This is a genomic window from Lysinibacter cavernae, from assembly GCF_011758565.1.
Lineage (GTDB): Bacteria > Actinomycetota > Actinomycetes > Actinomycetales > Microbacteriaceae > Lysinibacter > Lysinibacter cavernae.
Map to the genome: position 1 here is coordinate 1,098,613 of NZ_JAAMOX010000001.1, position 13,785 is coordinate 1,112,397.

Annotated in this window: 11 protein-coding genes; 8 read left to right on the plus strand and 3 right to left on the minus strand. The window is 59.6% G+C overall.

The window, feature by feature from the left end; genetic code table 11:
• The first annotated feature begins 3 nt into the window (after window positions 1-3).
• The gene (locus tag FHX76_RS04905) at window positions 4-1,299 is read left to right on the plus strand and encodes an MFS transporter (RefSeq protein WP_167148459.1); all 1,296 of its coding nucleotides are present in this window, start codon (window positions 4-6) and stop codon (window positions 1,297-1,299) included.
• A 33-nt stretch (window positions 1,300-1,332) separates the two neighbouring features.
• Here FHX76_RS04905 and FHX76_RS04910 read toward each other — a convergent pair whose 3' ends face one another.
• On the minus strand, window positions 1,333-3,141 hold the full coding sequence (locus FHX76_RS04910) for an SLC13 family permease (protein WP_167148461.1): 1,809 nt from the start codon (window positions 3,139-3,141) through the stop codon (window positions 1,333-1,335).
• A 106-nt stretch (window positions 3,142-3,247) separates the two neighbouring features.
• Between FHX76_RS04910 and FHX76_RS04915 the strand changes: the two genes are divergently transcribed.
• From FHX76_RS04915 to FHX76_RS04925, 3 genes are all read left to right on the plus strand, one after another.
• The gene (locus FHX76_RS04915; RefSeq protein ID WP_167148463.1) at window positions 3,248-4,630 is read left to right on the plus strand and encodes a M20/M25/M40 family metallo-hydrolase; all 1,383 of its coding nucleotides are present in this window, start codon (window positions 3,248-3,250) and stop codon (window positions 4,628-4,630) included.
• A 212-nt stretch (window positions 4,631-4,842) separates the two neighbouring features.
• Window positions 4,843-5,586 (plus strand): HAD family hydrolase, encoded by a 744-nt coding sequence (locus FHX76_RS04920; RefSeq protein WP_167148465.1) that lies wholly within the window; start codon window positions 4,843-4,845, stop codon window positions 5,584-5,586.
• Window positions 5,587-5,609: 23 nt separating this feature from the next.
• Entirely contained in the window at window positions 5,610-8,078 is a 2,469-nt protein-coding gene (locus FHX76_RS04925) for a glycoside hydrolase family 65 protein (RefSeq protein ID WP_167150357.1), read from the plus strand.
• A 472-nt stretch (window positions 8,079-8,550) separates the two neighbouring features.
• On the opposite strand, the gene FHX76_RS04930 is transcribed toward FHX76_RS04925, so the two are convergent.
• Window positions 8,551-8,742, minus strand: a complete 192-nt coding sequence (locus tag FHX76_RS04930; RefSeq protein ID WP_167148467.1) for a hypothetical protein — start codon at window positions 8,740-8,742, stop codon at window positions 8,551-8,553.
• 227 nt (window positions 8,743-8,969) lie between these two features.
• Between FHX76_RS04930 and FHX76_RS04935 the strand changes: the two genes are divergently transcribed.
• The 4 genes from FHX76_RS04935 (at window position 8,970) to FHX76_RS04950 (ending at window position 13,349) form a co-directional block, all read left to right on the plus strand.
• A complete protein-coding gene (locus tag FHX76_RS04935) occupies window positions 8,970-10,067 on the plus strand; it encodes a fatty acid desaturase family protein (RefSeq protein ID WP_167148470.1) in 1,098 nt (365 codons plus the stop codon).
• Window positions 10,064-10,837, plus strand: a complete 774-nt coding sequence (locus tag FHX76_RS04940; protein WP_167148472.1) for a hypothetical protein — start codon at window positions 10,064-10,066, stop codon at window positions 10,835-10,837. The genes FHX76_RS04935 and FHX76_RS04940 overlap by 4 nt, the downstream gene beginning before the upstream one ends.
• Before the next feature lie 580 nt (window positions 10,838-11,417).
• On the plus strand, window positions 11,418-11,621 hold the full coding sequence (locus FHX76_RS04945; RefSeq protein WP_167148474.1) for a cold-shock protein: 204 nt from the start codon (window positions 11,418-11,420) through the stop codon (window positions 11,619-11,621).
• Between the two features lie 201 nt (window positions 11,622-11,822).
• Window positions 11,823-13,349, plus strand: a complete 1,527-nt coding sequence (locus FHX76_RS04950; protein ID WP_167148476.1) for a multicopper oxidase family protein — start codon at window positions 11,823-11,825, stop codon at window positions 13,347-13,349.
• Here the strand turns inward: FHX76_RS04950 and FHX76_RS04955 are convergent.
• A complete protein-coding gene (locus FHX76_RS04955) occupies window positions 13,346-13,714 on the minus strand; it encodes a DUF5684 domain-containing protein (RefSeq protein WP_167148478.1) in 369 nt (122 codons plus the stop codon). The genes FHX76_RS04950 and FHX76_RS04955 overlap by 4 nt on opposite strands.
• Between the last annotated feature and the right edge of the window lie 71 nt (window positions 13,715-13,785).

Sequence of the window (13,785 nt, forward strand, 5' to 3'; positions counted from 1 at the left end):
GTTATGAGAAATACCCGGCCATCCTTCGCCTCCCGCGCACAGTCGGGTTCCTGGCGACCGTGGTTGGTCTGGGGATCTGCGATTCTTTGCTACATCATCGCCGTCTTCTCGCGAACCTCGCTGTCGGCTACTGGCATCAACGCCGCCGAACGCTTTGGCATTGACTCCACAACGCTTTCGAGCTTCGCGGTACTCCAACTCGTTGTCTATGCCGCAATGCAGGTTCCCGTTGGCATCCTTGTTGACCGTTTTGGAGCGCGTGCCCTCATCATTAGCGGCGCCGTGCTCATGACCGCCGGGCAATTTATCCTTGCGCTTGCTACCGAGACGGGCACGGCAATTCTGGCGAGGGGCCTCGTCGGCGCGGGCGACGCGATGACGTTCATTAGCGTCATTCGGCTTATCCCTGCGTGGTTCCCGAGCCGCCGCATCCCGATCCTCACCCAAGCGACGGGCATGCTCGGCCAGTTTGGCCAGATTCTGAGCATCATCCCGCTGGTCGCCGCGCTCAACGCGTTTGGCTGGACAACGGCGTATCTTGGGCTCACCGCGGTGCTGGCGCTGTCAATTCTGCTTGCCGTTGTCGCGGTCTACAACTCCCCCATCGGCAGCGCCCCAACCGGCCCGGTCGCATCGTTCAGGGCCGCGCTTCGAGGGATCCCCGAGAGTTGGCGGCATCCGGCAACGCGGCTCGGATTTTGGACGCACTTTGTCACTCCGTTTGCCGGCTCAACCTTCACCCTGCTCTGGGGCTATCCGTTTATGATGGCCGGCGAAGGACTCAGCCAGAGTACGGCCGCGAGCATGTACGTCCTGCTCATCGGCGCGAGCCTCGTTTTCAGCATGTTGACTGCGCGCGTGGTCTCGCGGCATCCAATGCGGCGCTCGTACGTGGTCCTTGGCATCGTCAGCATTCAGGTCGTGGTCTGGACCACGCTCATGTTTTGGCCAACGCAGGCCCCACTCTGGCTCATGTGCACGCTCATGCTCACGTTTGCAATCGGCGGACCTGGATCACTCATCGGCTTTGATTTTGCCCAGCAGTTCACGCCGGCACACCGACTCGGTAGCGCATCTGGGCTCATCAACTCGGCTGGGTTTATCGCCACGATCATCGCGCTCTTCCTGTTTGGCCTTGCCCTCGACCTGCAGGGTGCAGGCACGCCTGATCTCTATAGCCGCGATGCGTTCCGACACGCGATGCTCGTGTATTACCCGATCTGGATCATCGGGGTGCTCGGAGTGCTCCTGTCGCGAAAGCAGCTTCGTCGCTGGATAGCCAATCGCCACTCGTCCTGATCTCTCAGACCGCGAGGTATCCGCTGATAACCGCTAAAACGGCCAGATGATGGGCACCAGAAGCACCGCAACAATGCCGTAGAGGCCGAGCAGCGGGAGCCCAAGTTTCCAGTAGTCTCCAAATCGGTACCCGGCGGGTTGCATGACCATCATGTTGGCCGGTGTCGCCACCGGTGTCAGGAATGAGGCCGAGGCCGCAACACACACGGCGACGAGCAGTGGCATCGGAGAAAGGGACAACTCTGTGGCAACCGAAACGGCGATGGGAATGAGCACAAGGGCGGTCGCGGTATTGCTAATGAGCTGCCCGAGGATGGCCGTCAGTAGGAACAAGCCGAGCAACACAATATTCGGCCCGTAGCCGCCAATCAGATCCACCACCTGATGCGCGATGAGCTCGGCAGCGCCGGTCGACGAGATCGCGACCGACAGCGGGATCATGCCGGCAACAAGGATGAGCGTGGTCCAGGAAATCGAACGGTGCGCTTTCTCAACCGAGACAACGCGAAACAGGACCATCGCGATGGCAGCGAGCAGCGTCACAACTGCGGGTGGAAGGAGGCCCGTCGTGAGCAAGACGATCATGAGGCCGGTGATAATCATGGCGGTGCGCGCGGTGCGTCCGAGTGGCACCGTTTGGCGTCGGATGGAGTCCGGCTCGTCAACGATGAGAACGTTGTCGTCAACCGTGTGCTCGTCAAGGGCAGCCCAGGTGCCCTGCACGAGCAGCGCATCCCCAGGGGCAAGGATGACCTGACCCTCGACAAATTCCGATTCCTCAATCTCGGCACCTGCCCGCTGGACCGCGAGGACAACGAGCTCGCCGCTGTCGGTGACCATTCCGGGGAAAACCGTTTCCCCAACCATGCGCGACCGAGGCGCAACAAGCACTTCGGCGACACCGTGCGACTCGGTAATCAGGCCGTTTGCCGAGCCAAGCCGCTCAAGCTGATGCGCCTCGAAAAACGCGGTAAGGCTCGCTTTTGGTCCTCGCAGCACGAGCGTGTCGTACGCCTTGAGCTCGTCACTTCGCATTGGGCTTCCTGCCCGTGTCTTCACTGCGACCAAGGAAACCCCCTGGTACTCCTGCACCTCGAGGGAAGACGGCTGCGTGCCGATGAGGGGCGACGCCGACGGGATCTGCAGATGCCAGAGCTCGTCGGTTGCTAGATAGTGAGCGAGCAAGTCTTCCGAGTGTTTGCTCAGATCTCGCGGCAGCATACGCGCGGTACGGGTTGGCAAGAGTTTTTCGCCGAAGAACACCACGATCAGGATGCTGCCGATCAACAGGGGCACACCCACGAGCGCAAATTCAAAAAATCCGATTGCCCGCCCACCGGGTGCTTGCTCTGCCGCCTCGGAGATGAGCACGTTCACTGGCGAGCCAGTAAGTGTGAGGAGCGACCCGGCATGCGCACCAAAGGCAAGCGGCATGAGCAGTTGAGACGGCGAGCGTCCGAGCCTGACCGCTACAACAACAACCATCGGCAGAAGCGCTGCTACGGCACCATTCACGCTAATAAGCGCAGTAAGAAACGCGACGACGGACATCATGAGGATGAGCAGGCGCCCCCGAGATTTCCCCGCACGCGCAATGACTTGCTGCCCGGCCCACGTCGTAATACCGCTCGCGTCAAGCCCCTCGCTCACCACAAAGAGCGACGCGATAAGGATGATGGTCGGATCGGAAAACCCGGAGAATGACTCGCTGAGATTGAGCACACCAGTGAAATACAGCGCAAGCGAAACCGCTAGCGCGACGATTCCGACGGGGAACTTATTCCAGACGAAGGTGACAACGGCTAACACCAAAATGACCAGTGTGATGGTGACGTCGCTCATAAATAATGACACTACAGCCCAGCGCCACTTGACCAACAGTTACGTGGCACATTGCGTGATATTCTGCGATCGACCTCACCGAGCATCCACAACGAAGGACCAGACGATGACTGAACCAACCAACAACGTAGAATCCGTCAGGGCCGCCGTAGCTGAGCTCATGCCAAGGTTGCTCGACGATTTGCGTCGCTACGTAGAGATTCCGTCCGTTGCGTTCCCCGGTTTTCCCACGGAGCCGGTTCTGGCCGCTCACGATTTGGTCGTTGAGCTGTTATCTGAGGCAGGCGCATCCGACGTTGAATCTATCCGTCTCCCCGACACATCGCCGGCTGTTTTTGCCACGATTCCTGGGCCGGAGGGGTCCCCTACGGTGCTGCTCTACACCCACTATGACGTCGTGCCTGAGGGCGACCCCTCGGCGTGGAAGACGCCGGCCTTCAGCGCTATTGATGCAAAGGACGAGGCGGGCCGAGACATCATTATTGGTCGAGGTTCTGCGGATTCGAAGGCGAACCTCATGCTGCACCTTGGCGCACTCCGTTACTTTGAGGGCAAGCCTCCGGTCACGCTCAAGATTGTGGTCGAGGGCCAAGAAGAATTTGGCAGCGACTTCGATTCCTATCCACCATCCGCGCCGGAGCGCTTTGCGGCTGACGCAATGATCATTGCCGATGTTGGCAACATTCGTCCTGGCGTCCCCACGGTAACCGTCGCGCTGCGCGGCTCGGCTGCGGTGGATGTTGAGGTCAACACACTCGCGAGCCCCAAACACAGCGGTCTGTTCGGCGGCGCGGCTCCCGACGCCGTTATCGTGCTCCTACACGCGTTGTCTTCCCTTCACGATGCCGACGGCAACGTTGCCGTCGCCGGCCTGCTCCGCAATGAATGGGCTGGCACCACGTACACCGACGACGAGTTCCGCGAGCTTGCGGAGATCCTGCCTGGCGTCGAGCCATTCGGAACGGGCGGGCTCGGCTCGCGAATCTGGTCAGGGCCAGCCGTGAGCGTCATCGGCATTGACGTTGCCTCTGTTGATACCTCACTCAACGCGGTTGCGGCCCACGCGCGGGCGCGGATCAACCTGCGGGTTCACCCAGAGCAGAATGCGGTCGAAGCCCAGCAGGCGCTCGTGACGCACCTCGAGAATCTCAAGCCGTTTGGGGTGTCTCTCACGGTTGTAGCGGGCGAGGCTGGAAATGGATTCGCGGCAAAAACGGACGGGCCCGCTTACACTGCGCTCAGTGCGGCCCTCACCGAAGCGTTTGAAACTCCGGCAACAACCGCGGCAGCCGGGGGGTCAATCCCGCTCGTCAACTCCCTGCAGCAGGCTGTCCCAGGAGCAGAGGTTTTGTTGTTTGGCGCGACCGACGGTTTCAGCAACATCCATGCCCCAAACGAACGCGTCGTTGTTGACGAAATTGAGCGCTCGGTCCTCGCCGAGATCCTATTTTTGTCGACGCTTGGCTCTCAGCCGGCTCACGACCACTAATCGCGGCAACCGTCGATGGCCGCAACGCTGTCGTTTCAGCCATCGGCGGAAGTTCAGATCGGCCGAGGTCGCGGATGTGTTGGCTCAACAAGCGCCAACACGCGGAAGTTTGCGCGAGTATCCATCTATTCCACAGGGTCCTTTGGTTACGAGCTCATCAACAGATATGGCTCTCCCTCAAATATTCAGGCGAAAGGCCCTATCGTTAATGAATGACTGATCTCAGCGAATACGATGCGATCCTGTTTGACCTGGATGGCGTGCTTACCCCAACTGCCGACGTGCATATGCGCGCCTGGGACGCCCTATTTACCCACTACTTCGCCGAACAGAACGTTGCGAGCACCTACACCGAGAATGATTACTTTGTGTATGTTGACGGCAAACCACGTTACGAGGGGGTCGCGAGCCTGCTCGCCTCTCGCGGCATCCAGCTCCCATGGGGCACCCCAAACGATGCCCCTACCGCGAACACGGTGTGTGGCCTTGGCAATCGCAAAAACGTTGAGTTCACGAGTATCCTGACCCGCGATGGGGTGACTCCATACCCCGGTTCGCTTGCGCTCCTAGATCAACTCGCTGCGGCAGGCACTCCGCTCGCCGTTGTGTCGAGTTCGCAAAATGCCGAATCCGTTCTTGCCGCTGCCGGACTTCGCGACCGTTTCCGTGCTGTGGTTGACGGGGCCGTTGCGGCCCACGAAGGCATCCAAGGCAAGCCAGCGCCAGACACCTTCCTCAGAGCAGCGGTGCTGCTCGGAGTCGCCCCAGCGCGGGCAGTCGTTGTTGAAGATGCTCTTTCCGGCGTCGCTGCTGGCGCGGCAGGGCACTTTGGTCTTGTTGTTGGCGTCGATCGAGGCGTTGGCCACGATGCTCTTGTTGCCGCGGGGGCCAACGTGGTCGTGTCAGACCTTGCCGAATGCACTTATGCCTCACCGTCAGAAAGCGAGACGCTGTGAACGTCGTCCCAAACAGCGCGAACATGGCGCCAGAACATTTCCTCAACCGCTCCCGCTACCCCGTAAACGAGTGGGAACTCACCGAAAAAATCTTCGACGAGAGCGATCTCGGCCGCAGCGAAACGCTCTTTTCGGTTGGCAACGGCTACCTCGGCATGCGCGGCAATCACGAAGAGGGCCGCAACAGCTATTCCCACGGCACGTTTATTAACGGGCTGCACGAGACCTGGCCTATTCTGCACGCCGAGCAGGCATACGGCTTCGCTCAGGTTGGGCAGACCATCGTCAACGCACCAGATGCCAAAACCATCCGTCTCTATGTCGACGACGAACCGTTCAACCTCAGCGACGCAGAGATGCTGCATTACGACCGCACACTCAACTTTGCCGATGGTGTGCTCCGCCGCAGCATGATCTGGCAAACACCGTCCGGCAAAAAAGTGCTCATCAGGTCACAGCGAATGGTGTCATTTGCCGAGCGGCACTTGGCCGTGCTCACGTTTGAAGTCACGATGCTTGAGGGTGACGCCCCCATTGCAATCTCGTGCCAGTTGCTCAACCGGCAAGATGGCAAGGACGAGTACGGCGCCACGACCAAAGCCTCGGGCACCGACTTTGATCCCCGCAAAACCAACGATTTCACAGACAGGGTGCTGCATCCCCAGACCTACTGGCAAGACGGCAGCCGATCAGTCCTGAGTTACAAAGTTGCCCGCTCCGGTATGACCGTCGCGGTTGCCGCAGACCACTACGTAGCCGCGTCATCCGAAGTTGTCGAAAAAACCTCGATCGACGGCGACATTGCGAAGCATGTTTACCGCGTCCAGGCTCGTGAGGGGCACACCATTTCGGTGACCAAGGTGGTCTCATACCACTCCTCAGGCGGCGTGCCAGCCCGCGAGCTCGTTGACCGTTGCCGTCGCACACTCGACCGAGTCGAGACAGAGGGCATCGAGCTGCAATTTGTAAAGCAGAGCGAATGGCTCGCCGACTATTGGCTGCGCTCAGACATCGAGATTCCGGGGCAGCCCGCGGTGCAGCAGGCCGTCCGTTGGAACCTGTTCCAACTCGCGCAGGCATCCGCGCGAGCCGAGGGCTCCGGCATCCCGGCAAAGGGCCTGACCGGCAGCGGCTACAGCGGGCACTACTTCTGGGACACCGAGGTCTACGTGCTTCCGTACCTCACGTACACCTCCCCCCGCTTTGCCCGCAACGCGTTGAGATTCCGCTACAACATGTTGCCGGCCGCGCGTCGACGCGCCATCGAGCTCAACGAACGCGGCGCGCTCTTCCCCTGGCGCACGATCAACGGCGAAGAGGCATCCGCCTATTACGCCGCCGGCACGGCGCAGTTCCATATCGATGCAGACATCACCTACGCCCTTGCAAAATACGTGGCGGCAACGGGAGACGATGATTTCCTTGCCCGCGAAGGCGTCGATATTGTGGTCGAGACCGCGCGAATGTGGGCTGACCTCGGATTCTGGCGACACGGGGGCGATGAAGCATTCCACATCCACGGGGTGACGGGCCCAGACGAATACACCACGGTTGTCAACGACAACATGTTTACCAACTCGATGGCTAAGTTCAACCTGCAGTATGCGGTTGATACCGTCACCCGCCTCGAAACCATTCGCCCAGACGAGTTCCGGAGCATGGTTGCGCGCCTTGAACTCGAGCCAGAAGAAATACGAGAGTGGCAGCGTGCCGCAAACGCGATGACCATTCCGTATGACGAGCGACTTGGCATCCACCCACAAGACGCGCAGTTTCTTGAGCGCGAAATGTGGGATCTAGAACGCACGCCGCCAGAGAAGCGCCCGCTTCTCCTGCACTTCCATCCCCTCGTCATCTACCGTTTCCAGGTGCTCAAGCAGGCCGATGTGGTGCTCGCGCTGTTCCTGCAGGGCAACTACTTCACGGCGGACCAGAAAATCGCAGACTTTGAGTACTACGACCCAATCACGACGGGCGACTCAACACTTTCCGCTGTTGTGCAGTCAATCATGGCCGCTGAGGTTGGCTACCACGAGCTCGCGCTGCAGTATTTCCACGACGGCCTCTTTGTTGACCTCGCCGACCTGCACCAAAATACCTCCGACGGCGTTCACGTTGCGTCAACCGGCGGCGTCTGGAGCGCCCTCGTCTCTGGCTTCGGGGGCATGCGCGACTACAACGGCGAAATCACGTTCGACCCACGACTCCCAGCGGGCTGGCAAGAACTCACGTTCCGTCTCACGCTCAAGGGCGCTCGGCTCCGAGTGACGGTCACCGCCGAATCAATTCGGTTCACCGTAGAAGACGGCGATGGGGTCACGGTCAGCGTCAGAGGCGAATCGGTGACGGTCAGGCCGGAGTCCCCAGTGACGGTCGATCTATTGCATCACGGCCCGCGCACGAGCGGTGCTCCGACCCAGCGTGACCTCCGCGACAACCGCAGGGCAGACGGGACCCTCATCACCGCGTCAATCCCCCGCAGCGAGCTGTAAGACGCACGGCTGAGATACGCACGGCTGAGCGACCCACGTTTGAAGACCCACGGCTGAGGACGCACGGCTGAGGATGCCCGGCTGAGCGCCGAGTCGAGGTAAAACGGCGTGAATTGCGGCACGGTCGTCGTTCGTGTCCGCTCGGTCCATGGCCGGGGTGAGTCAACCACGGGCGGTCTTGGCCTGCTTGCGGCAGTCTGGCGCGCTCGGTTCAGGTCTCGGTTTCGGCCTCGGTCTCGGTCTCGGCCTCGGCCTCGGCCTCGGCCTCAGTTTCGGTTTCGGTTTCAGCCGAGTCTCGGGCCGTGCCTGATCGAGTGATCGGCATGCCCTTCGGTTAACAAAAGAACCGACCCCCACGATGAGCGTGTGCTACTCGTTCGGACACCACGGCCAAACAAACAGGAACACTCACCGTGCGGGTCGGTGATCGGGGAGGCGACGCCATCAACAGTGATGGCCTTCGCCTTGGTATTTAGGCCCGGACAGCCACGAAGGTCTTGCCCGTGAGCTCACGGTAGTTCTCGCGTACGTGCTCAAACCATCCGATTGCTCGCTGGTACTGCGCGATGCTGGCTTCAGCGTTGTGGAACGCCTGCTTCACGACAACCAGGTACTGTTCTGCTTCATTGCATTTGCGATGAATTTCTAGCTCTACTGCGCTCATAGCACCAACGTTAGGACGGTTTTTGGCAACGCAACCCCCAAATTGAGGAGATTATTGGCCAAGATTTGAGGGTTTGTTAAATTTGACGTTTTTTGACACCGATATGGGACGGGCGATATATAGCCGTACTCACAGCCTCGGCGCGTAGGATGGGGGCATCTGAATCTTGAGCATCTGCTCCCTACGCGGCTGAGAAGTCGAACCGACATCCAGCTCAAAGGGCCCTCATGACTCAACCGACCCTCATTGGTCAACTCCGACTCACGCAACCGCGACTCGGAACCGGCGCAGGCAATACAAACAGCTACAGTGCGCTCATGAAAACCATCCGAGAGGCCGGCCTGCTCCGGCGTCGCGTCGGCTTCTACGTCACGATGTTTGCCATTCTGACCGTTGCCCTCGGCGGCGCCATCGCCGGATTCATCCTCCTCGGAGATTCCTGGTTTCAGCTGCTCATCGCGGCGGCAATCGGCATCATCATGACGCAGTTTGCCTTTATCACCCACGAAGCATCCCACCGGCAGGTGTTTGCATCGGGTCCCGTCAACGACCGAGTAGGTCGCATCCTTGCCGCAGGTGTCGTTGGGATCAGTTACAGCTGGTGGATGACAAAGCACACCAAGCACCACGCCAACCCGAACACGGTTGGCAAAGACCCAGACATCGAAATCGACACGATTTCATTTATCGAAGAAGATGCTTCACAACAAAAAGGTTTTCTCGGCGCACTGACGCGCCGCCAGGGATACCTGTTTTTCCCCCTGCTGCTGCTTGAAGGTTTGAACCTCCATTTCCTCTCACTCAAGTCACTCATCCAGGCCCGCGAAACGCCAGGACGCACCGGCGAACTCATTATGATTGGCGTCCGCCTCATTGCGTATGTTGCCGTCGTTATGTGGTTCTTGCCGCTCGGCATGGCCGCAGCGTTCCTCGGCGTTCAGGTCGCCGTCTTTGGCCTCTACATGGGTGCATCCTTCGCTCCAAACCACAAAGGCATGCCACTCATCGAAAAGGGCGCTAAACTCGACTTCCTCAGCAAGCAGGTTCTTACCTCTCGCAATATCAGTGGTGGTTTTCCCATGAGCACCTTCATGGGCGGACTCAACTACCAGATCGAGCACCACCTCTTTCCCAGCATGCCAAGGCCACATCTGGCCCGCGCGCGAGAAATTGTTCGTGAGCATTGCGCGAACATTGAAATCCCCTACACGGAGACAACCCTTATCAAGTCTTATAGCATCGTCATCGACTACCTCAACAGGGTAGGACTCTCAGCCCGCGACCCGTTTGACTGCCCGCTGGCAAATCAGTACAGGCGCCCGTGAGCGCCGCCGCAAGTTCACGCCCCCTCGACCGCGTAGGGCGTTCACAGTACGGTCACCGCATCTCGTTTGCCGCCCCAAACGCGTCGGGTGGCAAAGACAAGGTCAGTGGCATCCTCCGCCAGATCTGGCGAGAAAACTACGACAACAGTGTTCCCGGCCGCTGCGTAGCCATCGATGACGATACGACCGGCAAGCTGACCGTCTACGGACCACTGCCGCTTTCCTTCGTTGTGAGCGATCTTGGCCCCGCCACGGTTGATAAGGACACTCCTCAGCATCACGCGGTTCGCCCAAGCTGGGTACCTTCGCGCATCGAGTCGATCACGATCTTCTGGTCTGGCGGCCCCAAGGATGGCACGTCGCAGGTTATTACACCGGAGCGCATGCGCAGCCGGTACTTCAGCTCAGACCCCGCGAGATCCGAGAAAGCGGAGTACGTCTGGAACGAGAAGTTCGCACCGGCCGATAATCGAGATTTCACGGCTGACTTCTGGTTTGCGGGTTGGGTCACTGCTGACGAGGCGAAGCCAGCCGGTTCGGCGGCAACACCACTCGCGGCAGGCGACCAGTACCGCGTGCAGTTCCGCAATGGCCCGCTTGTTGACGACTTCGGACGATTCCAGACGTCGATAACCGGCAAGCCATTGCCGATTATTACGCTCACGCCAGCAGAAACCGGCAGGCCGCTCCCAATCACGTATTCCTACACGGGATTCGGCGCGTCGTCGTCGGTTGGTTTCCGCTGCAGCTACAGCCTGGTCAAGCCCTAACATCGCCCCAATGTCCCTTTGGAACAATGGATTCAAAAAAGTTCTGCGGAAAACAGGGCCCGGCGTGCTACGCTGAACAACAGATAGATCGTTTGCCTCGCGGCCCCGACTGAATGTGCATGGTCATGGATAACACGCCGCTAGCAGGCTCCACTCATAACGAGGCTTACCCCGCCGCACCGGGCAAGTCCTCAGAAATTAATTCATATTCTTACTCGTATCCCCACCGTTCGTTTCGTACCGTCTCGCCACTCGGCGTGACCAACACGAACTCATCGCGCTGATCTGGCCGACCGATGATCAGGAATCCTTCAGCACGCAGTCATGTGCTGCCAGCTCGTTCCTCTTCACGGCCACGTTTGCGCCCCACAGTCTCACCGACACAGTGGTGCTCGCCAAGCCATCCGGCTTCAGCAGTCAACCGCACCGTTGGTGAAGTCGCGTTATCACCGTCATTCGACCGGTGCTGGCCCTCTACCCTCCTCACGGAGCAGCGAGATGTCGCACCCAGGAACACCGGAATCACCGCGGCAAACCGTCTCGAAGACCGAGACGGAACACATAAAGAAAAGAGAAACACATGCCTACAGGCACCGTGAAATGGTTCGACTCTGAAAAGGGCTTCGGATTCATCGCCCCTGACGACGGAACCCCCGACGTCTTCGCTCACTACTCAGCCATCGCTGCAAGCGGATACCGCTCGCTCGAAGAGAACCAGAAGGTTGAGTTCGACACCGCCCGTGGCCCCAAGGGACCTCAGGCAGAGAACATTCGCCCCCTGTAGGTTGCGAATTTTGAGCTAACGCTCGAATCGGGTCGCCCGCGCTGATGCGCGGCGGCCCGATTTTCTCGTTAAGCACCGGTCATGCACACGATTTCCGAACTTTTGTGCGGGTGTCAGGAGAGGTAGAGTCGAGTCAAGGCTGTGCGCCAATGGTGGTCGAGCCGCTCCCCCGCCCACCTTCCGCAAGGACGTTGATCTGTCATGACCGCATCCATCTCGCGCCGCACACTTCTGGCTTCCTCTGCAGCCGTCGCTATTCTCGGCGTCCCGCAGCTCACCGCGTGTACAACGTTTAACGACCGAGCGCCCATCGACACCGTCGGTAAGGTCGATTTTCTGACGCCACTGCCGATCCCCCCGATTGCAGAGTCGACAGTGGCCAACGGTATCCGGACGTTTGCGCTTGAGGCGAAGACGGGTACGAGCGAATTCATTGCGGGAAAGTCCACCCCGACCTGGGGCTACAACGGCGCATTTCTCGGCCCGACGCTGCGAGCAACGACGGGCGAAACAGTTCGCGTCAAAGTAGCAAACAACCTGCCAGAGGCAACAACCGTGCACTGGCACGGCATGAAGCTGCCCGCTGCGATGGATGGGGGCCCGCACCAGACCATCCATCCTGGCGACTCATGGACGGCTGAGTGGACGGTCGAGCAACCGAGCGCGACCGTTTGGTATCACCCACATCCGCATGGCCAAACCGAAGCACACGTGCAGCACGGCCTCGCGGGGCTGTTCATTCTCGATGATACGGACGACCCAGCCGAGCTTCCGCACGAGTACGGCGTTGACGATATCCCCGTCGTGCTACAAGATCGAAGCTTCGAGAGCAACGGAACGTTTGCGACGCCTGACCGGGCGGTTTCTGGTCTGGTTGGTGACACCATACTTGTCAACGGCGCAATCGGTCCGGTGCTCACCGTCGCGTCGGAACGAACCAGACTGCGCATTCTCAACGGGTCGAGCGCCCGGGTCTACAATCTTGGATGGTCCAACGACCAAGACATCACCGTGATCGCGACCGACAGTGGCCTCCTGCGGAAGCCGCAGACAACGGATCGAGTGCTGCTCTCCCCCGGCGAGCGGGTCGAGATTCTGTTCGACGGAAGCGCCGGCGAAACCGTTATACTTCGCTCGCATCCACAGGACCTGCGGATGGGCAAGGCAATGTCGGACGGGGCAGGCGCCAACGATACCCTCGACCTCCTGCAGGTCGTCGCAGCAGCAACACTGACCCCTGCCGTTCCCCTCCCGTTGACGCTCATCGAGGACAACCTGTTTGCATCGATCGCATCCGCGACTATTCAAGAAAGCCGTCGCTTTGAGCTCAGCGGAACGCTCATCAATGGCAAAGCCATGGATATGAAGCGCATCGATCACGTGCTCGCGGCAGGTGCATACGAGACGTGGATGGTGCGAAATATTCACTCGCAGGTGCACAACTTCCACGTTCACAACGCGCGGTTCCGCATCCTCTCAATCGAAAATGCCGAGCCGCCCGCGTATCTGCAGGGTTGGAAGGACACCGTGCTGCTTCCTGCCGGTCAGACCGCAAACCTCGCCGTGACCTTTGGTGACTACACCGACCCCGATCTTCCCTACATGTACCACTGCCATCTGCTCTGGCACGAAGACCAGGGCATGATGGGTCAGTACACGATTGTTGATCGCAAGGATGTTGATGATGCCCCGCGCAGCATTAACGTCGACGCGGGGATGCAGCACTAATTCACGCGTCGGTACGTTGAGCTTCCGAACCCGAGGATCAGGTATCCGATTGGAGCGAACAGCCACAGCAGGAAGAACGAGAACGCCCCGCCCTTTTCGAAGTTGCGTCCAACAGAGATGGCAAGAACGATCGAGAGGATGATGTTGACAATCGGGATCAGCAGGAGCAACAACCACCACCACGCCTTACCGCCAATTTTGAGCAGGTAATAGACGTTCACGATTGGAATGATGGCGGCCCAGCCGGGTTCGCCAGCCTTCGTAAAGACTCGCCACAGTCCGATTGCAAGGACAATGTAAACGATGATCGAGACCCAGCTGTTCTGCTGCATGAGCGTGAAGATTGATGTGTCGTCAGTAATCATGAGGAACCCCCCGAACCAATGGCCATCGAATGCGGCCGCTTAACAGTCAGCATAGCGCTGTGAATTCGCTG